Here is a 26366-nt window from a genome sequence, read left to right as displayed (position 1 = left end):
CACAGCCGGTCGAACGCACCCTCATCCGCAGAGGGCAAGTACCCGAATGGACCTCTTCCCACGCGACCTCCTCCTTGAACGCGGTCGCGGCAGTATGATCCTTCTCCCCCTTAACTGATCGGCATTGGTGCTAGCCTCGACCTGGCCCAGGTGCGCTTCTCGGAGGGGATGCCATGCGCCGTTCAGCCCTGACCCTGCTGTTGCTGTTGTGCGCCGCGTGCGCACGGACGTCGTCGTCGTCGGTGGTGCCGCGCCGCGGTCCCCCCGTCACCGTCGTCCCGCCGGAGCTGGCGCTCGAGTCCGGTTACTCGCCCTGGGCCATCTCCATGCCCTTCGGCCTCGCGCAGGACGGCAGCGCGCTGGTGCTGCGCTTCCTGGAGCGGGCGGAGGCGTCGGGCGCGCGCTATCTCAGCAATGTGCAGGTGGTGTTCGTCGCGGACGACGCCGGCACGTCCATGGAGTGCCGGACGAACCTGATGCCGGAGGGCGCCATCCCTCCGTGGAAGCCGCTGATCCGCACCGCGATGGCCGCGGGCGAGTACGCGCCGCTGAAGCTCGTCAGCCGTCCCGTGCCGGACGTGGTGGTGAGCTGCCAGGAGACGTGGGCCGTCACCATGGTCCCCCAGGCCATTCGCGTGTCCAACGCGGGGGGCGCGCACCCGGGAGAGCTCACCGTCGGCGGCAACATGGTGCGCCGTCCGGAGGTGCGCTGCGGGCCGGTGGCCACCATGCGGCTGCTCACGCGCTACGCCTTCGAGGACGCCGTCAGCTACGTGCCCCCGCGCATCGAGCGGATGGGCAAGCACCGCCCGGAGCTGAAGCTCCAGGAGACGGAGGCGGAGTGCTACCCGAGGGACCCGGCCTCTCCCGGCGTCAACCGCATCGAGGCGATGGCCTATGGCGGCGCCGGACCGCGCGCCGCGTTCCTGGACGGCCCCATGACCCCGATGGAGGCGCCCAGGTCCGCGCCTCAGATGGACCTCTGAGGTGCCCGCGCGCGGCTCACATGCCGCGCAGGGCGTGGGGCTGGTAGGGCGCCTCGAGCTGCTGAAGCTCCTCCGCCGTGAGCTTGAGGTCCACGGCGCGCACGGCGTCCTCCAGGTGCTCCGGCTTCGTGGCGCCGATGATGGGCGCCGTCACCACCGGCCGTGACAAGAGCCAGGCCAGGGCCACCTGCGCGGGCGGGACGTTGCGCGCCTCGGCCACCTTCCGGTTGGCCTCCGCCACCTCCCAGTCACCCGGCTGGTCATACAGCACGGGCGCGTACGCATCCGTCTTCGCGCGCGTCGTGGAGCTGCGGTCCGTGAGCGACTTGCGGGAGCCCGCGAGCAGCCCGCGCGCCAGGGGAGACCACGGGATGACGCCGATGCCCTCCGCCTCGCACAGGGGCAGCATCTCCCGCTCCTCCTCGCGGTAGACCAGGTTGTAGTGGTCCTGCATGGACACGAAGCGCGACCAGCCGTGCAGGTCCGCCACGCCCAGCGCGCGGGCGAACTGCCACGCGAACGTGGACGACGCGCCCAGGTAGCGCACCTTGCCCTGGTTCACGAGCTGATCCAACGCCGCCAGCGTCTCCTCCATCGGCGTGTGCGGGTCCATCCGGTGGATTTGATACAGGTCGATGGTCTCCACCCCCAGGCGCTTGAGGCTCGCCTCGCACGCCTGGACGATGTGCTTGCGGGACAGGCCCCGCATGTTGGGCCCGTCCCCCATGGGGAAGTACACCTTGGTGGCGAGCACCACCTCCTCCATGCGCGCATACCGTCGGAGCGCACGACCCGTCACTTCCTCACTGACTCCCAGCGAGTACATGTCCGCGGTGTCGAAGAAGTTGATGCCCAGCTCCACCGCGCGGCGGAAGAAGGGCTGGGAGGCCTCCTCGTTCAGGACCCAGGGTCGCCAGGAAGGCGTGCCGTAGCTCATGCAGCCCAGGCAGAGGCGGGAGACACGCAGGCCGGTGCGGCCCAGCTGTGTGAACTTCATGAGGTGCTCCTCTCGTCGGTGACGCGGGCCGTGAATATGCAGCCTGCGAGCGCCGATGTGCTGGGTCATTCGTGATGACACGCCTTTTCTGGATGCTCCGAATCCATTAAAAGATACGCGCATCCAGGGGACGCCAGTCGGTGCAGCCAAGACAACGCCCCCGGGTCGCTGGGACGCGTGTGTGCCGAGCTGAAACGGCTGGTGTCCTGCTGAAAAAATCCCCCCTCGGGACATCGACATGTATCTGCCGACTCGCGCTGCCCACGCCTCCGCGTTCGTCCGTCCAGGTTCCGCCACGCTCGTGGATGTCTGTCGCATGCGAGCGTTCGATCAGCCCGCGGACCCCATCTACACGTTCGTCGATGAGGAGGGGGAGCACACCGTCACCTACGCGCAGCTGGATGCGCAGGTGCGGGCCGTGGCGGCCCGGCTCCAACGGGAGCTGGCTCCGGGAGAGCGCGCGCTCCTCATGTATCCGCCGGGGCGTGAGTACGTGGTGGGGTTCCTCGCGTGCCTGTATGCGGGCGTGGTGGCGGTGCCCGCGTATCCGCCGGACGTGATGCGGCTGGGCCGCACGCTGCCGCGCTTGCAGGCGCTGGTGGCGGATTGCGGCGCGAAGCTGGCGCTCACCACCTCGGGTATCTCGGAGCTGGTGGGGCCGCTCACCGAGGGCCTGGACGACCTGCGCGCGCTGCGCTGGCTGTCGACGGACGCGGTGCCGCTGTCGGAGGCGGACGGCTGGCGCGCCCCGGCGCTGAGCGACGCGACGGTGGCCTTCCTCCAGTACACGTCCGGCTCCACGGGCACGCCGAAGGGCGTGGTGCTGGCGCATCGCCAGTTGATGCACAACAGCGAGCTCATCGCGCACGGCTTCGACGCGAGCCCGTACCCGCGAGTCGTCTCGTGGCTGCCGCCGTATCACGACATGGGGCTCATCGGCGGCATCCTCCAGCCGCTGTACCGGGACATGCATGTGTCGTTGATGTCGCCGATGTTCTTCCTCCAGCGGCCCATGCGCTGGCTGGAAATCATCTCCCGCCACGGTGGGACGGTGAGCGGCGGGCCCAACTTCGCGTTCGACCTCTGCGTGCGCAAGAGCACGCCCGAGGAGCGGGTCGCGCTGGACCTGAGCCGCTGGGAGGTGGCGTTCTGCGGCGCGGAGCCGGTGCGCGCGGAGACGATGGAGCGCTTCGTCCAGGCCTTCGCGCCCTCGGGCTTCCGGCGTGAGGCGCTCTATGCCTGCTATGGCCTGGCGGAGGGGACGCTCATCGTCACGGGACGCAAGCGCGTCGCGGCCCGCCCCGTGGACCTGGTGGTGCGAGACTTCTCGCGCGAGGCGCTGGAGCGCGGCGAGGCGCGGCGCCCGGAGCCGGGCGCCGAGGGTGTGACGCTGGTGGGCAGCGGCGAGGTGCTGGGCACGCAGGTGCTGCGCGTGGTGGACCCGGTGACGGGGGAGCAGAAGGCCCCGGGGCAGGTGGGCGAGCTGTGGTTGCGGGGCCCGAGCGTGGCGGAGGGTTACTGGCAGCGCCCCGAGGAGACGGAGCGGACCTTCCACGCGCGCATCGCGGGCACGGGTGAAGGACCCTTCCTGCGCACCGGAGACCTGGGCGTCGTCGACGGTGGCGAGGTCTTCGTCACGGGGCGCCTGAAGGACGTGCTCATCCTGCGCGGCCGCAACCTCTACCCGCAGGACGTGGAGCTGACGGTGGAGCGCAGCCACCCGGGCCTGCGTCCGGGCTGTGGCGTCGCGTTCTCGGTGGACGTGAGGGGCGAGGAGCGGCTCGTCGTCGTCCAGGAGGTCTCCGGCAAGGCGGTGGAGGCCGGGGCCGTCGAGGAGGCGGTGGCGCGCATCCAGGCCTCGGTGGCGGAGGAGCATGGCGTGGCGGCGCACGCGGTGGTGCTCATCACCGCGGGCAGCCTGCCGAAGACGTCGAGCGGCAAGGTGCAGCGGCGCGTCACCCGGCAGACGTTCCTGGAGGACGGGCTGGAGGTGGTGCACGCCTGGCGTGAGGGGAGGGTGGATGCGACCGCGCCGGACGCCGGTCCGCGCGAGCCCGTGTCGACGACGCAGGACGGAGACGTGCTCGCGTGGCTCCGGGAGGAGCTGTCGCGCAGCCTCGGTGTCGCGCCGGGTGGACTGGAGGCCGACGAGCCGCTCACACGCTACGGCCTCGACTCGCTGCGCGGGCTGGATGTGATGCACGCCGTGCAGCAGGCGTGGAAGGTGTCGCTGCCGCCCACGTTGTTGCTGCAGGGGCCCAGCCTGCGCGAGGTGTCCGCGTGGGTGGAGCGCATGCGGGGCACGGCGGAGGCTTCGTCCGCGACCGCGGGCGCCGAGGACTCGACGCCCCACGTCTCGGACGGGCAGCGGGCGCTGTGGTTCCTCCAGCGACTCGCGCCCGGTGCCACCGCGTACCACATCACGAGGGCCGTGCGGCTCTCGCCGCGGGTGGACCTGGCCGTCCTGGAGCGTTCGTTCAACGCGCTCGTCGCCCGTCACCCGGTGCTCGCGTGCGCGTTCCCCGAGGAGAAGGGCGAGCCCGTGTGGCGCGCCGCGACGGCGCCGGTGTTGGAGCAGGAGTCCGCGCGAGGCTGGACGGAGCAGGTGCTCCACGAGCGACTGGTGTCGGAGTCCCATCGGCCGTTCGACCTGGAGCGTGGGCCGCTGCTGCGGCTGCGGGTCTTCACGGACGTGGAGGGAGGGCCGGTGTTGTTGCTGGTCCTCCACCACCTGGTCACCGACTTCTGGTCGCTGGAGGTGTTGGCCGAGGAGCTGGGCGTGCTCTACACGGCGGGGAGACGCGGGGTGCCCCCGTTGCTCCCCGCGCCTGCTCCCGCGGTGGGGCCCATCCTCCGGGCGGAGGAGGCCCGATACACGGGGGCCCGCGGCGAGGCGCTCCAGTCCTGGTGGCGTGAGCGGCTGAGCGGCGAGCTGCCCGTGCTGGAGCTGCCCACCTCGCGTCCCCGGCCCCGGCTCCAGTCGTTCCGGGGCGGGACGGTGTCCTTCCGTGTGGAGGCGGAGACGGCGTCGCGGCTCGTGTCATTGGGACAGGCGAAAGGCGCCACGCCATTCATGGTGCTGCTCGCGGGCTACCTCGCGTTCCTGCGTCGCTACACGGGGCAGGAGGACCTGGTGGTGGGCACGCCCACGGCGGGCAGGTCGCGCGCGGACCTGGCGCGACAGGCGGGGTACTTCGTCAACCCCGTGCCCCTGCGCGCGCGGGTGGCCCGCGGGGTGTCCTTCTCCGGCCTGCTCTCCGAGGTGCGAGGCACGGTGCTGGAGGCGCTGGAGCACCAGGAGCTGCCCTTCGCGCGCCTCGTCGAGCGGCTCCAGCCGCGACGTGATGCGTCCCGTCCGCCCGTCTTCCAGACGATGTTCGTGCTGCACTCGGGACGTCCGGGGCGCGAGGCGCTCGCGCCGTTCGCGCTCGGCGGCGCGGGGGCCCGCGTGAGGCTCGGCGAGCTGGAGCTGGAGTCGGTGCCGCTGCGCAACCAGGCCTCGGCCTTCGACCTCACGCTGTCGATGGCCGAGTCGTCTGGCGGCTTCGAGGCCAGCCTGGAGTACTGCACGGACCTCTTCGACACCGAGCTCGCGGAGCGCATGGCCCGGCACCTTCGCGGGCTGTTGGACGCGGTGTCGCGAGCGCCGGAGACGCCGGTGCTGGACCTGCCGCTGCTCGATGAGGACGAGCGACGCGCCACGCTCGCGCTGGGGCGGAGGCCCGCGGCGACCCGGCCCCCCGAACCGCGAGGGCTGCACGAGGCCTTCGAGGCCTGGGCGGTGAAGACGCCCGACGCCGTGGCGCTGGTCGCGGGTGCCACGAGCTGGACGTACCGCGAGGTCAACGAATGGGCGGACCGGATCGCGAGCAGGTTGCGTCATCAGGGGGTCGGGCCGGAGGGGCGCGTCGCGACGTTGTTCGAGCGCGGTGGACCCGAGGCGGTCATCGCGTTCCTCGCGGTGCTCAAGGCGGGCGGCGTGGTGATGCCGTGCGAGCCCTCGCATCCTCCCGAGCGCATCTGCTGGCTGTTGCAGGACTCGGGGGCGCGCTGGTTGCTCTCGCAGGACCGGCTCATGCGGAGGCTCGAGGTCCCCTCCGGTGTGACGTCGCTGCGCTGGGAGGAATACGGCTCGCGGGACGCGCCGGCCGAACCCTCCGCCGAGCGGAATCCCTCCGTCCCGACGCTGGAGGGCGCGGCGTACCTCATCTACACCTCCGGAAGCACGGGGCGTCCCAAGGGTGTGCTGGTGCCGCATCGCGGAGCCCTGCACCTCGCGGAAGCGATGGGCGAGCGCTTCAACCTGGGGCCTGGTGCGCGGGTGCTCCAGTTCGCCTCGCCGGTCTTCGATGCCTCCGTGTCGGAGTACCTCCAGGCGCTCACGACGGGCTCGATGCTGCACCTGCCGCCATCCGGTGAGGTGCTCGCGGGCGAAGCCCTGCACCGCATCCTCCGTGAGCAACGAATCACCCATGCGACGCTGCCACCGTCGGCCTGCGCGCTGTTGCCGGACGCGCCGTTGCCCGATTGGCGATGGCTCATCTCCGCGGGAGAGCCTTGTCCCGAGGACCTGGTGACGCGCTTCGCGCCGGGTCGGGAGATGATCAACGCGTACGGCCCCACCGAGGCCACGGTGTGCTCGACCTGGGCCACGTGCCGGGTCGGGGAGGGGGCGCCGGACATCGGTCGGCCGTTGCCCCAGGTCGACGCGTATGTCCTCGATGAAGCCCTGCGGCCGGTTCCCCCGGGTGTCGCGGGTGAGCTGTACGTAGGAGGTCCCCTGGTGGCGCGCGGCTACCTGGGGCGCTCGGAGTTGACCGCCGAGCGCTTCGTTCCGGACCCCTATGCCAACGAGCCCGGGGCGCGGCTGTATCGCACGGGAGACGTGGCGCGCTGGCGCGCCTCCGGTCACCTGGAGCTGCTCGGCCGCGTGGACGCGCAGGTGAAGCTGCGTGGGTTCCGCATCGAGCCGGGCGAAGTGGAGTCCGCCCTGCGTGAGCTCGCTGGCATGCGCCAGTCCCACGTGCGCGTGTGGAGCCCGCCGTCGGGTGGTGAGCCTCGACTGGTGGCGTACGTGGTTCCTCCGGAGGCGGGGATGCCGCCGCCGGGCGAGGTGCGCGCGAGCTTGCGGGCGCGCCTGCCGGAGTACCTGGTCCCCGCGGACTTCGTCGTCCTGGAGGCGCTGCCCGTGTTGTCCAGCGGCAAGGTGGACACGCGGGCCCTGCCACCGCCGACGCGCGCGACGCCGCAGGAGGGCGCGCCGCGCACGCCGCTGGAGGAGACGCTGGCCAAGGCCTGGGCGGAGACGCTCGGCTTCCCGGCGGTCAGCATCCACGCGCACTTCTTCGACGACCTGGGCGGCAGCTCGCTGTCGGCGGTGCGCGCGTGCGCCCGCCTGCGCGAGGCGCTCGGTCGTGACGTCCCCATCACCCACTTCTTCGAACACCCCACGGTCCAGGCCCTGGCTCGGAGGCTGTCCTCCGAGTCGGAGCCCGGGACGCAGGCCGTGAAGCACCAGGAGCGCGCGGAGGCCCGTCGTCAGGCCCTCCAGCGTCGCGGCGGAAGGAACAACCGAGATCATGGCTGACCAGGACCAGACGGGCGGTAGCGGCAACGACATCGCGATCATCGGCATGGCGGGCCGCTTCCCCGGCGCCGCGAACGTGCGGGACTTCTGGCGCAACCTCCTCGACGGCGTGGAGTCCATCTCCCTGCTGAAGCCCGAGGAGCTGGAGGTCTCTGCGTTGGTGCCGGAGTCCCTGCGGCGTCATCCGGACTTCGTGCCGATGGCCAGCGTGCTGGAGGACGCGGACGCGTTCGACGCGGGCTTCTTCGACGTGCCCCCTCGCGAGGCGCTGTGGATGGATCCCCAGCAGCGCGTGTTCCTCGAGTGCGCCCACGCGGCCCTGGAGGACGCGGCCTATGACCCCGCGCGCTACACCGGGAAGATCTCCCTGTACGCGGGCGCGGGGCCGTCGCTACACACGATGGGCATGTTGGGGCAGGGGCAGCTGGACCCGGCCTCGCTCTACGAGGTGATGGGCACCTCGGGCGAGAACCTGGCCACCAAGGCCTCGTTCAAGCTGCGGCTGCGCGGCGAGAGCCTCGCGGTCTACACGGCGTGCTCCACGGGCCTCGTGGCCGTCCACATGGCCTGCCAGAGCCTGCTCCTGCGCCAGTCCGACATCGCGCTCGCGGGCGCGGTGCGGGTCTCGCTGCCGCAGCGCACGGGCTACCTCTTCCAGGAGGGGATGATCCTCTCCCCGGACGGGCACTGCCGCGCGTTCGACGCGAAGGCCGCCGGCACGGTTCCGGGCAATGGCGCGGCGGTGGTGGTGCTCAAGCCGCTGGAAGACGCGCTCCGGGATGGGGACCACGTCTATGCCGTCATCCGAGGCTCCGCGCTGAACAACGACGGTGGCCTGAAGGTCGGCTACACGGCGCCCAGCGTCGAGGGCCAGGCGGATGCGATTGGCGAGGCGCTTGCCTACGCGGGGCTCACCGCGGACGACATCGGCTACGTCGAGGCGCACGGCACCGGCACGGCGCTGGGGGACCCCATCGAGGTGGCGGCGCTCACCCGCGCGTTCCGTCGCGACACGGACCGCAAGGGCTACTGCGGCCTGGGCTCGGTGAAGACGAACGTCGGTCACCTGGACACGGCGGCCGGGCTCGTGGGCCTCATCAAGACGGCCCTCGTGTTGTCGGAGGAGGAACTGCCGCCCACGCTCCACTTCACGACGCCCAACCCCGCCATCGACTTCGCGAACAGCCCGTTCACCGTCGTCGCCGAGCGCAAGCCCTGGCCCCGGGGCGAGGTGCCTCGGCGCGCGGGCGTGAGCTCGTTCGGCATCGGCGGCACCAACGCGCACGCGGTGCTGGAGGAGGCACCGCGGCGCGAGCCCTCGGCCGCGAGCACCCGGCCCTCACAGGTCGTCACCCTGTCCGCCCGGAGCGAGCAGGCGCTCTCCGCGTCCCTGCGCGAGCTGGCGGACTGGTTGGAGACCGCGTCGCCGGACGTGTCCCTCGCGGACGTGGCCTTCACGCGCAACCGGGGGCGCGGCGCCTTCGAGCACCGGCTCTCGGTGACGGCGACGGACCGCGCGGAGCTCATCAAGAAGCTGCGCGGCAAGAACACCCCGCGGGTCCTGGAGGACGTGGCCGCGGCCCGCGAGCGTCGAGTGGCCTTCCTGTTGCCGGGGCAGGGCGCGCAGTCGCTCGGCATGGGGCGGGAGCTGTACGGCGCGGAGCCGCGCTTCCGCGAGACGGTGGATGCGTGCCTGACGCTGCTGGGACCCGCGCTCGAGAAGGAGCTGCGGGGCGTCCTGCTGCCGGGCGCGGGCGAGGAGGCCGCCGCGCGAGAGGCCTTGAAGGACCCCCGCCTGTCGCTGCCCGCGTTGTTCTGCGTGGAGTACGCGCTGGCGAAGCTCTGGGAGTCGTGGGGAGTCCAGGCGCACGCGCTGTTGGGACACAGCTTCGGTGAGTACACGGCGGCGTGCCTCGCGGGGGTCCTTCCGCTGGAGGACGCGCTGACGCTGGTGGTGACGCGCGGGAAGCTGATGGCCCGCCTGCCTCCGGGCAGCATGACGGCGGTGGGGTGCGCGGAGGAGGTCATCCGTCCGCTCATCACGGGGACGCTGTCCCTGGCGGCCGTGAACGCGGCGGAGCGCTGCGTCGTCTCGGGCCCGACGTCGGAGGTGGAGGCCCTGGAGCAGGAGTTGCTCGTGCGCGGCATCGCCGTGATGCGGCTGCCCGCGGGCCACGCGTTCCACTCCGTGGCCGTCGAGCCGCTGATGGACGAGTTGAAGAAGGTCGTGTCGGGCCTGCGGCTCTCGGCGCCTCGGGTGCCGTATGTGTCCAGCGTGACCGGCACGTGGATTCGGCCGGAGGAGGCGACGGACCCTGCCTACTGGGCCCGCCAGATGCGCGCGCCGGTGCGCTTCGCCGACGGCATGGAGACGCTGAAGCAGGACGGCGTGGCCGTGTTCCTCGAGGTGGGACCGGACCAGGCGCTCACCGCGCTGGCGAGACTGGCGCTCACGGGCCCCTCGGGACGCGTGGTGTCTTCGTTGCCGCGCTTGAACATGAAGGTGTCCGAGCACGGCGTGCTCATGGCGGCCGTGGGCGCGCTGTGGGAGTCCGGGCTGGCGCTGGACTGGAAGCAGTTCTACGCGCACGAGCGGCGACGCCGCGTGTCCCTGCCGACGTACCCCTTCCAGCGGCAGCGCTTCGCCCTGGAGGCGCCCAGGCTGCCCGTGGCCGCCGTCGCCACGCAGCCCGTCGCGCCCGTTCCCGTCGCCGAGCCCGTCCGTGTCGAGCCCCCTCGGGAGGACGTCGCGGTGCCAGGCGACAAGGCCGCGCCGCGCACCGAGGTGGAGCGAGGTGTGCTCGCCATCTGGCGCGAGCGGTTGGGCCGCGCCGACTTCGGCATCCACGACGACTTCCTGGAGCTGGGGGGCAACTCGCTGATGGCGGCGCAGATGCTCACGCGGCTGCGCGAGGCGTTCCCGGTCCAGCTCCCGCTGAGTGACCTGTTCGAGGCGCCCACCGTCGCGGGCGTGGCCGCGCGCATCCAGGCGCGGATGGGGACGCAGAGCGCGGCGGGGAAGGCGGGCGTGCTCCCTCCGCTCGTCCCCATTCCTCGCGATGGCGAGCTGCCGCTGTCGGTGGTGCAGGAGCGCGTCTGCGCGCTGGAGCAGGCGCTCCCCGGCAACCCCGCGCTGAACATGTCGGCGACGTTGCGGCTGTCCGGGGTGCTCGACGTGGCGCTGTTGAAGCGCTCCCTGGAGGCCATCGCCCTTCGGCACGAAGCCCTGCGCACGACGTATCCCATCATCGGCGGGCGCACCGTGCAGCGCGTCTCCTCCGAGCCCCGGGTTCCCCTCGCGGTGGACTCGTTGAAGGCGCTCTCCCCGGAGGCGCGCGAGACGCAGTGGCGTGAGCGGGTCTACGAGGAGATGGCCCGGCCGTTCGACCTCGCCCAGGGGCCCGTGGTGCGTGCCCGGTTGCTCGAGCTGGAGGAGGGCGAGTACGTCCTGGTCGTCTCGGTGCACCACGTGGTGTGTGACACGTGGTCCCTGGTGGTGATTGGCGGCGAGCTGGGGGCCTTCTACGGCGCGTTCCAGCGGGGTGAGCCCGCGCCGCTGCCCGCGCTGTCCATCCAGTACATCGACTACGCGGCCTGGCAGCAGAAGGCGCTGCTGTCGGGTGCCTTCGCGGAGCAGGCGCAGGCGTGGCGGGAGCGACTGGTGGAGCTGCCCGGGCCGCTGGAGCTGCCCGTGGACCTGCCTCCCACCGACGGGCCCGCGCTGAGTGGTCGGCGCAGGAACGTCGGCTTCCCCGAGGCGCTGACGGGCGCGGTGCATGCGCTGGCGAAGCGTGAGGGCGTCACCTCGTTCATGGTGCTGCTCGCCTCGTGGAAGGTGTTGCTGGCCCGCTGGGCGGGGCGTGACGACATCGTGGTGGGGACACCCATCGGCAACCGGAGCCGCCCGGAGCTCGAGCCGCTCATCGGCTACGTGGCGCACGCGGTGCCGCTGCGCACGGACCTGTCGGGAGACCCGACGTTCCGCGAGCTCATCGGCCGGGTGCGGGACGTGGTGGTGGAGGCGTACTCCCAGCCGGACGTGCCCTACGAGCACCTCATCCGCGAGGTGGAGCCCACGCGAAACCCGGGACGCGAGCGCGTCTTCGACACGCTCTTCATCCTGCATCCCCGCTTCGATGCGAACCTGGAGCTGCCCGGGCTGCGAATGCGCATCGTCGAGGTGGAGGACGGGCCGGCGCAGTTCGGCAACGTGTTGTCGCCGCTGTCGGTGTCGATGGGCGAGGACGCGGGCGGCTTCACCGGCACGCTCGACTACGCGTCGGAGCGCTTCGCGCCGGAGACGATGGCGCGGCTCGTCGCGCACTGGACGTCGCTGCTGACGGCGGCGGTGGAGGACCCCGAGCAGCGGCTCTCCTCGCTCCCGCTGGAGCACGTGGCGCCGAGACCCCTATCTCCCGTGCGGGAGGAGCCGCGCACGCTCGCGGCGCTGTTGGATGCCCGGTCCTCGGAGGCACTCGACCGCGTGGCCCTCTCGGTGGAAGGTGGCGCGGACGTCACGTGGCGGGAGCTTCGCTCGGAGGCGAAGCGACTGGCGTCGGAGCTGCGTGCGAAGGGCGTGAAGCCCGAGGTGCTGGTGGCCCTCTGCCTGGAGCCGTCAGTGGAGCGCGTGGTGGCGCTCTGGGCGGTGATGGAGGCGGGAGGCGCGTACGTGCTCCTCGGCGCGCCGCAGCTCAAGGAGCTGTCCGCGCTGGCGCCCGAGGGGAGCCCACCGCCGGTGTTGCTGACGCACGAGCGGTTGCAGACGAGCGTCCCGTTGGACCCGGACCGCGTCATCCGGGTCCGGCTGTCGTCGCAGCTCGACATGCCGCGAGCCTTCAAGCTCTTCCCGGTGCTGCCGTCGCGGATGCCGCCGGAGACGATGGTCTGCCTGGAGACGCTCGTCGCGCCCTCGGGTGAGCGGCTGCGCGCCGTGCACACGGTGCGGACGGTGGACGCGCTGTTCCGACGTCTCGATGGGGACGGCGTGGCCGGGGAGGGGACGTGGCTGGCCGCGGAGGAGACGGGCTCACCGGGGACGGGCCTGGAGTTGTTGTGGGCGCTGACGCGGGGCCTGCGCGTGGTGCTGCCCTCGGAGCGGGCGCGCCTGGTGTTCTCGTCGGCGCGCTCCGCGGGAGAGCGGCCCGGTCCGGACTTCAGCCTGTCCTTCTTCGCCAACGACGAGGACTCGCTGGGGGGCCGCAAGTACCGGCTGCTGCTGGAGGGCGCGAAGTACGCGGACACGCACGGCTTCTCCGCGATGTGGACGCCGGAGCGGCACTTCCACTCCTTCGGCGGCCTGTACCCGAGACCCGCGGTGGTGGGCGCGGGCGTGGCCACGGTGACGGAGCGGCTGGGCATCCGCGCGGGCAGCGTGGTGTTGCCGCTGCATGACCCCGTCCTCGTCGCCGAGGAGTGGTCCGTCCTGGACAACCTGTCCAACGGCCGCGTGGGGGTGTCCTTCGCCTCGGGCTGGCACGCGAACGACTTCGTCTTCGCGCCCGACCGCTACGCGAAGCGCAAGGAGGTCATGTTCAAGGGCATCGAGGAGGTGCGCACGCTGTGGCGTGGCGGCTCGGTGCTCCGGCGCAACGGTGCGGGGGACGAGGTGGAGGTGTTCCTGCGCCCGCGGCCGGTGCAGAAGGAGCTGCCCTTCTGGCTCACGGCGGCGGGGAGCCCGGACACGTTCCGCATGGCGGGCGAATTGGGGGCCTACGTCCTCACGAACCTGATGGGGCAGAACCTGGAGGACCTGGCCTCGAAGGTCGCGCTCTACCGCGAGGCGTGGCGGCAGCACGGCCACCCGGGCCGGGGCCATGTGAGCCTCATGATGCATGCGTACCTGGGGACGGACGAGGCCGAGGTCCGTCGGCGCGTGCGCAAACCGTTGCTCGATTACTTCCGCAGCTCGGTGGACATCCTCCAGGCCTTCGCGTCCAGCCTCGGTTTGAAGGGGGACCTGCGCACGCTGACGAACGCGGACGTGGATGCCCTGCTGGAGCACGGGCTCACGCGCTACGTGGAGGAGGGCGGCCTGTTCGGGACGCCGGACACGTGCGGGCCGGTGGTGGAGCGGGTGCGGAAGCTCGACGTGGACGAGGTCGCGTGCCTCGTGGACTTCGGCGTCGAGGTGGAGGCGACGCTCGAAGGACTCGTGCACCTGAACACGCTGCGGCGTCGGTATTCACCGAGGCCCTCCGCCGCGATTCCGGGCATGGCCATCCAGGAGGGGCCTGGGGCCGCGGCGTCGCTGCTGTCGCTGGTGCGGCAGACGCAGGCGACGCACCTGCATGTGACGGCGTCGCTGGCGCGAGCGCTGGCGGAGCTGCCGGACGCCTCCGAGGCCCTGCGCCCGGTCCGTCATGTCCTGGTCGAGGAGGCGAAGGAGGATGTCACCGCCGCGTTGGCGCACGTGCTCTCCGCCCAGGTGTCCCGGCGTGACCCGTTGCTCGGCGTGGGCGCCTGGATTCGCGCGGGCGCGATGGAGGACTCCGGCTGGGAGGTGGTCGATGCGCAGGGCCGCCCGGTGCCGGTGGGCGTCGTGGGTGAGCTGGCCGTCACGGGGGAGCGCGCGCCTCGGGGGCTCTGGAATGCACCCGCGACCTCCGCGCTGCGCGCGCTCTCCGGCGCCGTCACGGGCTTCTCCCTGGGACGCAGGGCGCGCCGTCGCCTGGATGGAACGGTGGAGCTGCTGGCACCCGTCCGGGGGCCTTCACGTCGACCGAAGCCCCCCCGCGTCGCCCCGCAGTCCTCGGCACCGACGAAGCGCGAGGGCCCTCCGTCCATCCCGCGCATCTCGCGCGAGCAGCCGTTGGCGCTCTCGTTCGCGCAGCAGCGCCTCTGGTACCTGGACCGGCTGGAGCCGGGGAACGTCGCGTACAACAACTCGGTGATGCTGTCGCTGAGCGGCCCGGTCGACGCGGCCGCGCTCCAGCGGGCCCTGGAGGAGGTCGTGCGGCGCCACGAGGCGCTCCGGACCACCTTCTCCATGTCCGACTCGGGCGCGGTGCAGCACATCACCGCGCCGGGCCCGCTGCCACTCCCGCTCTCCACCCTCGAGGAGGATGTGTCGGTGGAGGCCTGGGCCAGGGCGGAGGCGCGCAAGCCGTTCGACCTGGAGCAGGGACCGCTGTTCCGCACGTCGCTGCTGCGCGTCCACGAGCAGGAGCACGTGCTGCTCATCGTGATGCACCACATCGTCTCGGACGGCTGGTCCTCGGGCGTGTTGTTCCACGAGCTGGCCACGCTATACGCGGCGAACATCGAAGGCAGGCAGGCCACGTTGCCCACGCTGCCGGTGCAGTACGCGGACTACGCGGCCTGGCAGCTCGAATGGATGCGGGGCCCCGAGCTCGCGGCCGAGCAGGCCTGGTGGCGTGACGTCCTCGCGGACGTGCCCGTGCTGCGACTGCCGACGGACCGTCCACGTCCTCCCGTGCAGACGTACCCGGGGGCGCGTCACGCCATCAGCATCCCGCGCGCGCTCACCGAGTCCCTGACGTCCATGGGCCGACGCGAGGGCGCCACGCCGTTCATGGTGTTGATGGCCGCGTGGCAGACGCTGCTCCACGCGTACTCGGGACAGGACGACTTCGCGGTGGGCACGCCGGTGGCGGGCCGCAACCGGCCGGAGGTGGAGCCGCTCATCGGCTGCTTCATCAACTCCATCGCCCTGCGCGCCGACCTGTCGGGGGACCCCACGCTGACGGAGGTCATCGGGCGGGTGCGCCGCGCGGCGCTCGGTGGCTTCGGGCACCAGGAGGTGCCGTTCGAGAAGCTGGTCGACGCGCTGCACGTGGCTCGCGACCTGAGCCACACGCCCATCTTCCAGACGATGCTGGTGTTGCACAACACGCCGCCCATCGAGCTGTCCATGGCGGGCCTGCGCCTGGGCAGCCAGGTGGTCCACACCGGCTTCACCAAGCTGGACCTGACGCTGGAGCTGGTGGAGTCCAAGGACGGCCTGTCCGGAGGCATCGAGTACAACACCGACCTCTTCGACGCGGAGACCATCCGCCGCCTCTCCGGTCATCTGGTGCGGCTGCTGGAGCAACTGGCCGCGCGTCCCGAGCAGCGGGTCTCCCAGCTCAGCCTCCTGTCCGAGGCCGAGCGTCATCAGCTCCTCGTGGAGTGGGGGCCGACGCCCCTGCCGGAGTCCACGGCGGCGGAGACGGTGTCGTCGCGCTTCGCGGCGCGGGCCGCGAGTGTGCCGGACGCCGTGGCGGTGGAGGACGACTCGCGCCGCCTCACGTACAGGGAGGTGGAGTCGCTCTCCTCGCGACTGGCCTCGGCGGTGAGCGCGCTGGGGGCGGGGCAGGGCGCGGTGGTGGCGCTCGCGTTGGCCCAGCCCACGGACGTCGTGGCCGCGATGCTCGGCGTGCTGCGCGCCGGAGCGGCGGTGGTAGTGCTGGACCTGGAGCATCCGGCGGAGCGGCTCGCGCGCATCCTCGAGGACACGAAGGCCTCCGTGGTGGTGACGTCGGGCGCCTGGCGTGCGCGGGTGCCCGAGCGTGAGGGCCTGTCGGTGGTGACGGTGGAGTCGCTGCCGACGACTGTCGGAACGCTGCCGGCGATGCCCGAGCCGCATCACGCGGCGTGCGTCGTCTACACGTCGGGCTCGACGGGACGTCCGCGCGGCGTGGTCATCGAGCATCGCCAGCTGGTGTCCGCCACGCGGGCCCGACAGGCGGTCTACGGGGCTCCAGGCGTCGTGTTGTCCCTGGCGCCGTTCACCTTCGATGCCTCCCTGGCGGGCCTGTTCTGGTCGCTCTTCGAGGGCGGAACGCTGCGCTACCCCGACGTGGAGGAGCGCGAGGACCCGAGGCGGCTGGCGGAGCTGGTGGCGAGGGCGCGCGTCACGCACCTCATCTCCGTGCCGGCGCTCTATGCGCAGGTGCTCGCGGCGGCGCCCGCGGGTGGACTGTCGGGCCTGCGCGCGGTGAGCGTGGGCGGTGAGGCGTGCGCGGTGGAGCTGGCGCAGGCGCACCATGAAGCCCTGCCCACGGTGCCGCTGTTCAACGAATACGGTCCCACCGAGGCGACCATCTGGAGCACGGTGCACCGTGTCCAGAAGGACGAGCAGGGCAGTGTGCCCATCGGCCGCGCGGTGCCGGGCGCGAGGGTGTACCTGCTCGACTCGCGGCGAGGGCTCGCGCTGCCCGGCGCACCGGGCGAGGTGTACGTCGGCGGCGGCGGTGTCGCGCGAGGCTACCTCGGTCAGCCCGAGCTCACCGCCGAGCGCTTCGGCGTGGACCCGTTCGACGCGCGTCCCGGCGCGCGCATGTACCGCACCGGCGACGTGGCGCGCTGGCGTCGGGATGGGACGCTGGAGTTCCTGGGGCGCGCGGACTCGCAGGTGAAGGTGCGTGGCTTCCGCATCGAGCCCGGTGAGGTCGAAGCGGCGCTGCTCGCGAATCCGGAGGTCCGCGAGGCCGCGGTGGTCGCGCGAGCGGACGGCGGGCCCAAGCGACTGGTGGCCTACGTGGTGGCCTCGGCCGCCGAGCCGGGCGAGGCCGTGTCCTCGGGCGCGCTGAAGTCCTGGCTGCTCTCGCGGCTGCCGCCCTACATGGTGCCGTCAACGTACGTGACGCTCGCGTCGCTGCCTCGGACGCGGCACGGCAAGGTGGACACGCGCGCGCTGCCCGTGCCCGAGTCCCAGGTGACGAAGTCGACGAACGCGTCGAGCACGGGGCCGCGCACCGAGGTGGAGGAGCGGCTCGCGGCGCTGTGGAAGGAAGTGCTCAACGTGGACCGCGTCGGCATCCACGATGACTTCTTCGAGCTGGGAGGCGACTCCATCCTTGGCTTGCAGATCGTCACGCGGGCGCGCGCCGCCGGACTGGAGCTGTCACCGAAGCAGCTCTTCCAGAACCCCACGGTGGCCAGGCTCGCCGCGGTGGCGGGGACGCGGCTCACGGTGCAGGCCGAGCAGGGGCCCGTGGTGGGCCCCGTGGCCCTCACGCCCATCCAGCGCTGGTTCTTCGAGCTGGAGCTGGAGGACCCCGACCACTGGAACATGTCGCTGATGTTCCAGTCCCGCACGCCGTTGGACGCGGCGCTGCTGGAGCGCGCGCTGACGCACGTGATGGAGCACCACGACGCGCTCCGTCTGCGCTACGCCAGGACCGCGGACGGCTGGCATCAGACGTCCGAGGCTCCCGGGGCGCCCATCCCGCTGGAGCGTGTGGACCTGTCCGACGTGCCGCGCGAGGCCCTGGCGAGCACGCTGGAGCAGCGGGCGATGGCGCTGCAGCAGTCGCTGTCGTTGGACGGCGCCATGATTCGGGCCGCGCTGCTCGAGCCCGGGGATGGCGAGCCCGTGCGACTGTTGCTGGCGGTCCACCACCTCGCGGTGGACGCGGTGTCGTGGCGCATCCTGGTGGAGGACCTGTCCACCGCGTATGCGCGACTCGCAGAGGGCGCGCCGGTGCGGCTGCCGCCGAAGACGACCTCGTACCAGGCCTGGGCGCGGGGACTGGAGACGCTGGCGGGCTCGGAGAAGCTGGTCGCGGAGCGCACGTGGTGGCGCGAGCGTCCGTGGTCCGAGGTGGCGCGGCTGCCTCGGGACTTCCAGGAGGGCGGCAACACCGAGTCCACGGCGCGCACGGTGCAAGTGGCGCTGGATGCGGAGCAGACGAAGGCGCTGCTGCACGACGTGCCGAAGGCCTGGCACACGCAGCCCCAGGATCCGTTGCTGACCGCCCTGGCGCAGGCGCTGTCCGCGTGGACGGAGCGGGGCATCGCACTGGTCGACGTGGAGGGCCATGGTCGCGAGGAGGTGCTCCCGGGCGTGGACGTGTCGCGCACGGTGGGCTGGTTCACGCGCTTCTTCCCGGCGCTGCTGGACGTGCGGGAGGCACGAGGGCCCGGTGAGGCGCTGCGCGGCGTGAAGGAGTCGCTGCGCGCGGTGCCGACGCAGGGCATGGGCTGGGGCCTCCTTCGCTACGTGGCGCGGGACGCCGCGCTGGCGGAGTTGCCCCGGGCGGAGGTCGGCTTCAATCACCTGGGACAGGTGGACGGCCTCGTCGGAGCGGAGGGGCCCTTCACGCTCGCGCCGGAGAGCGAGGGCTTGCGGCAGCGCGCGGCGAGCTCACGTCGGCCGTACCTGTTGGATGTGACGAGCGTGGTGCGAGAGGGCCGGCTGGAGGTGACGTGGACCTTCAGTGAGGCGGTGCATCGTCGTGAGACGGTGGTGCGAGTGGCGGAGGACTTCGTGGCGCGGCTGCTGGCCTTGATCCAGGCCTCGAGCGCTCCGGACGCGGGCGGGCATTCTCCGTCCGACTTCCCCCTCGCGAAGGTGAAGCAGTCGCAACTCGACAAGCTGGCGGCCCGGTTCGGAAAGAAGACGCGATGAGCGACAACATCGAGGACCTGTACCCGCTGTCGCCCCTCCAGGGCGGCATGCTCTTCCACGCCATCTCCGAGCCCGGCAAGGGCCTCTACTTCAACCAGCTCGTCTGTGAGCTGCGAGGCGCGCTGGACGTGGAGGCCTTCGCCGCAGCGTGGCGGGGCGTGGTGGCGGCGCATCCCGTGCTGCGCACCGCGCTCGTCTGGGACGACGTGGACGAGCCGGTCCAGGTCGTGCTGCGCGAGGTGGACCTGCCCCTGCGAGAGGAGGACTGGCGGGACCTGTCCCCGGAGGGCTTCGAGGCGCGGCTGGAGACCTTCCTGGCGAAGGACCGTCAGGAGGGCTTCGATTTGTCGCAGGCGCCGCTGATCCGCCTGACGCTCCTGCGCGCCGCGGACCGGGTGTATCGCTTCGTCTTCAGCCACTCGCACCTGGTGCTGGACGGCTGGTCCGTGCCGTTGGTGGTGAAGGACTTCTTCACGCTGTACGAGGGGACTGTCGCTGGCCGCGCTCCGAGGCTCGCGCCTCCGCGTCCCTTCGGTGACTACCTGGGCTGGCTGGCCGAGCATGACCTGAAGACCTCGGAGGACTTCTGGCGCCGGGAGCTGGCGGGGTTCCACGAGCCCACTCCGACGGGCGCGGGCGTTGGCGAAGGTGAGGGCCGGGCCACGCTCGTCCGCCACCTGTCCGAGCAGACCACGGCCGCGCTCAACGCCTTCACGCGTCGCCACGGCGTCACCCTGAGCACCGTGGTGCAGGGTGCATGGGCCCTGGTGCTCGGGCGCCTGTCGGGCTCCGAGGACGTCGTGTTCGGCACCACCGTCTCCGGTCGTCCTCCGGACCTGGCGGGCGTGGAGGAGATGGTCGGCCTGTTCATCAACACCCAGCCGGTGCGCGTGCGCTGGTCGGGGGACCTCACGTGGGCCACCTGGCTCCGCCGCATCCAGGAGCAGCAGGTGGACGCGCGCCAGCACGAGCACGCGCCCCTGGTGAAGGTGCAGCGCTGGAGCGAAGTCCCCGCGGGGACGGCGCTGTTCGACACGCTGGTCGTCTTCGAGAACTACCCCCTGGACTCCGCGCTCACGTCGGCCTCGCGAGCGCTGGAGGTCCACCGCGTCCAGTCGAAGGAGGAGGACCACTTCGGCCTCACGCTGACGTCGTCCCCGGAGGCGCGGCTCCCGCTGCACTTCCGCTACGACCGGAGCCGCTTCACGCGGGAGTTCGCGCAGGCGCAGCTGGACCGCATGGTCCTCGTGATGGAGACCCTCGCGACGCGGCCCGAGAGTCGCCTGGGCGAGCTGTCCCTGCTGTCCGCCGCGGAGCGGGAGCTGCTCCTCGTGCGCTGGAACGACACGGAGCGGGCGCTTCCATGGGAAGGCGCGCTGCACGAGCGCTTCGAGGACCAGGCCGCGCGCACGCCCGAGGCCTTGGCCGTCCTCGACGACGAGACGTCGCTCACGTTCAGACAGCTCGACCGTCGGGCCAACAGGCTCGCCCATTGGCTGCGTGCTCGCGGCGTCGGGCCCGAGTCCCGCGTCGCGCTCTGCCTGGAGCGCGGCGTCGACATGGTGGTGGCCCTCTTCGGCGTCCTCAAGTCGGGCGGTGCGTACGTCCCCCTGGACCCGGCCCATCCACCGGAGCGACTGGGCTTCGTGGTCCAGGACGCGGGCGCCACGCTCGTCATCTCGCAGCGCTCGCTGGCCGAGCGACCGCGGAGTCAGGGCACCGAGGTCATCTGCCTGGATGACCCGGGCATGGTGGAGGCGCTCGCCGCGGAGCCGGACACCGCGCCGCCGCGGGTCTCGCTCCCGGCGCACCTGGCCTACATCATCTACACGTCGGGCAGCACGGGCCAGCCGAAGGGCGTGATGATTCAGCACGCGTCGGTGATGAACCTGCGCGCGGCGCTCGCGTCCAAGGTCTTCGCCGGACTGAGCGGCCCGCTGCGCTTCAGCCTCAACTCGCCGCTGGCGTTCGACATGTCCGTCCAGCAGCTCGTCCACATCTCGGACGGCCATGCCTTGTGCGTGGTGTCACAGACCGTCCGCCAGGACGCGGCCCTCCTGGTGGAGTGGGTGGAGCGACACCGCGTCGACGTGTTCGACGGCACGCCGTCCCATCTGCGCGTGCTGCTCGATGAGGGGCTGGGCGCGCATCGCCCGCTGCGCATCCTCTTCGGAGGCGAGGCGACGGACGAGACGCTCTGGGCTCGCATCGCCGCGCACCCGCACATCACCGCCGTCAACGTCTACGGGCCCACCGAGTGCACGGTGGAGGCGACGGTGCGTTTCGTGCGCGGCACGTCGGGCCCCTCCCTTGGCCCACCGCTGGCGAACGTGCGGGCGTATGTCCTGGACGCGAACCTCCAGCTCGCGCCCGTGGGTGTCGCGGGCGAGCTGTTCATCGCGGGCGAGGGCGTGGGGCGTGGCTATCTGGGCCGCCCCGCGCTGACCGCGGAGCGCTTCCTTCCGAATCCCTTCAGCACCGTCCCGGGCGACCGCATGTACCGCACGGGGGACAAGGTGCACTGGCTCCCGAACGGCGAGCTCCGGTTCCTCGGGCGCATCGACTTCCAGGTGAAGCTGCGTGGCTTCCGCATCGAGCTGGGGGAGATCGAAGCCGCGCTCTGCCGACACCCCGAGGTTCGCGACGCCCTGGTCCTCCTGCGCGAGGACGCGGGGACGCCGCCGAGGCTGGTGGCGTACGTGGTGTCCTCCGGCGAGCGGGGACGAGAGCCCGCCGTGCTGCGCGAGTTCCTGCTGGAGCAGTTGCCCGAGTACATGGTGCCCGCGGCCTTCGTCGCGATGGAAGAGCTCCCCAGGACGAGCAGCGGCAAGGTGGATCGCCGCAACCTGCCGGCGCCCGAGATATCGGTGGTGGAGCGCACCGACGAGGTCGCGCCGCGCGACGCGAAGGAGGAGACGCTCGCCGCCATCTGGGCCCAGGTGCTCGGACGCCCCCGGGTGAGCGTGCACGATGACTTCTTCGAGCTGGGAGGAGACTCCATCCTCGGCATCCAGGTCATCTCCCGCGCCGCGCAGGCGGGGTTGCACCTGCGCGCGAAGCAGCTCTTCGAGAATCCGACCGTGGCGCGGCTCGCGGCGGTGGTCTCCGAGGCGCCCCGGGAGGTCATCGCCCAGGGACCCGTGACGGGACCGGTGGCGCTGACGCCCATCCAGCACGGGTTCTTCGAGCACGAGCGGTCGGGAGTGCACCACTTCAATCAGGCCCTGCGCCTCACGCTGCGCGAGCGGATGGTGCCGGAGCACCTGGGCCGCGCCCTCCAGCTCGTGCGCGAGCATCACGATGCCCTGCGGCTGCGCTTCACGAAGGACGCGGAGGGACGCTGGCAGCAGGAGCTGATGGGCCTGGAAGGCGTCCTGCCCCTGGAGACGGTGGACCTCCGCAGGTCCCAGGCACGCGAGGCCGAGTTGGTGGCCCACGCGGCGCGGGCCCAGGCGAGCCTGACGCTCTCCACGGGAGAGGTCGCGCGAGCGGTGCTGTTCGAGTCGGGACCGGACGTGCCGCAGGAGTTGTTGATCGTCATCCATCACCTCGCGGTGGATGCCGTCTCCTGGCGCGTGTTGGTGGAGGACCTGCTGTCGAGCTACCAGCGGCTCCGCGCGGACGAGCCCGTGAAGCTCCCCGCGAAGACGGTGTCCTATCAGGCCTGGGCGTCACGTCTGGTGGAGCACGCGAGGACCCCCGCGGCACAGGAGGAGGCGACCTTCTGGCTCGGGCTGCCGTGGGAACGGGTGGGCGCATTGCCGCGTGAGGTGGAGGGCGGCCCCGCGAACACGGAGGGCGCGTCGAAGGTGGTGGAGGTGGCGCTGGAGCCCGCGGAGACGCAGTTGCTCCTCCAGGACGTGGCGAAGGCGTTGCGCGCGAAGCCGGACGAGCTGTTGCTGGCGGCGCTCGCCCACGTGCTGCGTCGGTGGACGGGGGCGTCGTGCGTGCGGGTGGACATGGAGGGCCACGGGCGCGAGAACGTCTTCGGCGAGGTGGACCTCTCGCGCACGGTGGGGTGGTTCACCAGCATGTTCCCGGTGTTGGTGGAGGCGACGGGGGAGGGGCCCGGAGCGTGGGTGCGTGCCGCGAAGGAGGCGATGCGGCGCATCCCGTCCAAGGGCGTGGGCTTCGGCGTGCTGCGCTACCTGTCACCGGACCCGGCGCTGCGTGAGCGCCTGCGTGCGCTGCCCGCGCCGGAGGTGGGGTTCAACTACCTGGGACAGTTCGACAACGTGCTGCCGGCCACGGCGCCGCTGCGGATGTCCGAAGGCTCGGTGGGACCCACGCGTGCGCCCGAGGGCGTGCGCGAGCACCTGCTCGACGTGGACTGCATCGTCAGCGGCGGCCGGATGCGGCTGATGTTCACCCACGGCCCGGGGGTTCATCGCACCGGGACGGTGGAGACGCTGGCCCGCGGGCTGGTCGCGTCCCTGCGTGAGCTCATCGCGCATGCGACGTCGGAGGACCCTCGCGGACTGTCACCGTCGGACTTCCCCTTGGCGAAGCTGGGCCAGGGCGCGCTGGAGGGGCTCGCGGACCGGATGGCCTCGAAGGGTCTGCGCCTGCGCGACGTGGAGGACCTGTATCCGCTGTCTCCGTTGCAGCAGGGCATCCTGTTCCACATCCTCCAGGACGAAGCGTCCCAGCCCTACTTCAATCAGATGGCGTTCGAGCTGGAGGGCGCGCTCGACGTGAAGGCGCTGACGGAGGCGTGGCGACAGGCGGCACGTCGCTTCTCCATCCTCCGGACGGCGTTCTACTGGGACGGGCTGGACGCGCCGCTGCAAGCGGTGATGCGAGACGTGGAGCCCCCGGTCCAGGTCGAGGACTGGCGCGCGGTGCCTCGGGGCGAGGTGGAGGCGCGGGTGTCGGCGTTCCTGGAGGAGGACCGTCGCCGCGGCGTGGAGCTCTCCGTCGCGCCGCTGTTCCGGCTGGGGCTGCTGCGGACGGACGAGCGGGTCTGGCGCGTGGTGTTCAGCTTCTCGCACCTCTTGCTGGATGGCTGGTCCACGCAGTTGGTGACGCAAGATGTGTTCACCCGGTACGAGGCGCTTCGGCGCGGCGTGACGCCGCCGCGAGGAGAGGTCCGGCCGTATCGCGACTTCATCGCCTGGTTGGGGCGACAGGACCCGAGCGCCGCGAAGGAGTTCTGGAGCAAGGCGCTCGTGGGGTACTCGGAGCCCACTCGCGTGGACGTCGCGGCGGCGGCGCGGGGCCTGTCGGGTCGAGGCGGACAGGAGCTGCGGCTCGGAGCGGAGGAGACCGCGGCCCTCGTGGCCTTCGCGAGGCAGCAGGGCATCACGCAGAGCACCCTGGTCCAGGGCGCGTGGGCCGTGGTGCTCGGGCGCTACAGCGGTCGGGATGACGTGGTCTTCGGCGCCACCGTCGCCGGACGTCCCGCGGAGCTGACGGACTTCGAGAGCATGGTGGGCTTGTTCATCAACTCCATTCCCGTGCGCGTGCGGATGCCCTCCGAGGCGAGGGTGGGCACGTGGTTGAGGGAGCTCCAGGGGTGGATGCAGGAGGCCCGCCAGTACGAGTCGACGCCGCTGGTCGACGTGCGTCGCTGGAGCGAGGTGTCCTCGGGCGAGCCGTTGTTCGAGACGCTGTTCACCTACGAGAACTATCCGATGGAGGCGGGGCTCTCCACGCCGTCGGAGGACCTCGTGGTGCGCAACCCCATGGCGGTGGAGGCGGACCACCACCCCATCTCCCTGGTGGTCATGCCGGGGAACGAGTGGGTGCTCAAGCTGAACCATGACGCCGCGCGCTTCGACGCGCTCGCGGTGCGGCGGATGCTCGAGCAGGTGCGCCACCTGTTGTCCGAGCTGCGCGGCAAGGTCGAACAGCCCTTGTCGACGCTCGACCTGATGGGCGCGGACGAGCGGCGACGGTTGGTGGAGGAGTGGAGCGGGCGGAGCGGGCTCGCGTCGCCCGGGCAGACGCTGCACGAGCGCTTCGAGGCGCAGGTCGCGCGCACGCCCGAGGCGTTGGCGGTCCTGGATGACGAGACGTCGATCACGTTCAGACAGCTCGACCATCGGGCGAACAGGCTCGCCCATTGGCTGCGCGCTCGCGGCGTCGGGCCCGAGTCCCGCGTGGCCCTCTGCCTGGAGCGCGGCGTCGACATGGTCGTCGCCGTGCTCGGTGTCCTCAAGTCGGGCGGTGCCTACGTCCCCCTGGACCCGGCGCATCCTCGTGAGCGACTGGCCTTCGTGCTCCAGGACGCGCGCGCCGCGTTCGTCCTCACGCAGCGTGCCCTGGCCGAGCGAGTGGAGGCACAGGGCGTCGAGGTCATCCCTCTGGATGCTCCGGCCATGGTGGAGGCGCTCGCCTCGGAGTCGGAAGGCGCGCCGCCGCGTGTCTCGCTTCCGGAGCACCTGGCCTACGTCATCTACACGTCGGGGAGCACGGGCCAACCGAAGGGCGTGATGATTCAGCACGCGTCGGTGATGAACCTGCGCGCGGCGCTCGCGTCCACGGCCCTCGTGGGTTTGAACGGTCCGCGGCGCTTCAGTGTCAGCGCGCCGCTGGCCTTCGACGCGTCCGTCCAGCAGCTCGTTCAAATCTCGGATGGACACACCTTGTGCGTGGTGCCGCAGGCCGCTCGCCAGGATGCGGCCCTGCTGGTGGCGTGGGTCGAACGTCACGGCGTCGACGTGCTCGACTGTGCGCCGTCCCACCTGCGCCTGCTGCTCGGTGAGGGACTGGCGTCACGTCGCGAGCTGCGAGTCCTCGTGGGCGGCGAGGCGGTGGACGAGGCGCTCTGGGAGCAGCTCTCCGTCCATCCGCGCATCACCGCGTTCAACGTCTATGGGCCCACCGAGTGCACGGTGGACTCCACGGTGCGTGCCGTGCGTGGAGCAGCGCGGCCTTCGCTTGGAGCCCCGCTGGCGAATGTCCGGGCGTACGTCCTGGACGCGAACCTCCAGCCTGTCGCCGTGGGTGTGCCCGGGGAGCTGTTCCTGGCAGGCGAGGGTGTGGGGCGTGGCTATCTGGAACGTCCAGCGCTCACCGCGGAGCGGTTCGTTCCCAATCCCTTCAGCACCGTCCCGGGCGCGCGCATGTACCGCACGGGAGACAAGGCGCGCTGGCTCCCTGACGGTGAACTCGCGTTCCTCGGCCGCCTCGACTTCCAGGTGAAGCTGCGTGGCTTCCGCATCGAGCTGGGGGAGATCGAGTCCGTGCTGCGCGCGCATCCCTCGGTGGGGGATGCGGTGGCGGTGGTTCGGGACGAGGGCTCCGCGGGCGCGAAGCTGGTGGCGTACGTGGTGCCCTCGCGTGAGCATCCCGAGCGGCCCGACCCCGCGGTGCTCCGTGCGCATCTGGTCGGCCGGCTGCCTGAATACATGGTTCCCGCCGCGCTGATGGTGTTGGAGACGTTGCCGCTGACGCCGAGTGGCAAGGTGAATCGCAGGGCCCTGCCCGCGGTGGAGCTGGGGG

At 71.7% G+C, this 26366-nt stretch carries 5 protein-coding genes; 4 read left to right on the top strand and 1 reads right to left on the bottom strand.

The annotated features are described in order from the left end of the window. Positions 1-173: 173 nt before the first annotated feature. Complete coding sequence (locus FL311_RS22670; RefSeq protein ID WP_141327817.1) at positions 174-986, top strand: hypothetical protein; 813 nt, start codon at positions 174-176, stop codon at positions 984-986. Between the two features lie 16 nt (positions 987-1002). Here the strand turns inward: FL311_RS22670 and FL311_RS22665 are convergent, their stop codons facing one another. Next, complete coding sequence (locus tag FL311_RS22665; RefSeq protein ID WP_141327815.1) at positions 1003-1983, bottom strand: aldo/keto reductase; 981 nt, start codon at positions 1981-1983, stop codon at positions 1003-1005. A gap of 316 nt (positions 1984-2299) precedes the next feature. Between FL311_RS22665 and FL311_RS22660 the strand changes: the two genes are divergently transcribed. The 3 genes from FL311_RS22660 to FL311_RS22650 all read left to right on the top strand — a co-directional run. Then, the gene (locus tag FL311_RS22660) at positions 2300-7570 is read left to right on the top strand and encodes a non-ribosomal peptide synthetase (RefSeq protein WP_228557006.1); all 5271 of its coding nucleotides are present in this window, start codon (positions 2300-2302) and stop codon (positions 7568-7570) included. Further along, positions 7563-18920, top strand: coding sequence for a non-ribosomal peptide synthetase/type I polyketide synthase (locus FL311_RS22655; protein ID WP_141327812.1), 11358 nt, complete (start codon positions 7563-7565; stop codon positions 18918-18920). The genes FL311_RS22660 and FL311_RS22655 overlap by 8 nt, the downstream gene beginning before the upstream one ends. Then, on the top strand, positions 18917-26366 hold a 7450-nt coding region (locus tag FL311_RS22650; protein WP_141327810.1), incomplete at its 3' end, for a non-ribosomal peptide synthetase. The genes FL311_RS22655 and FL311_RS22650, both read left to right, overlap by 4 nt.

This window comes from Myxococcus sp. AB025B, assembly GCF_006518215.1.
In the GTDB taxonomy this organism is placed as follows: domain Bacteria; phylum Myxococcota; class Myxococcia; order Myxococcales; family Myxococcaceae; genus Myxococcus; species Myxococcus fulvus.
The sequence above is the reverse complement of the archived record's forward strand: the minus strand, read 5'-3'. Positions and strand labels throughout refer to the sequence as shown.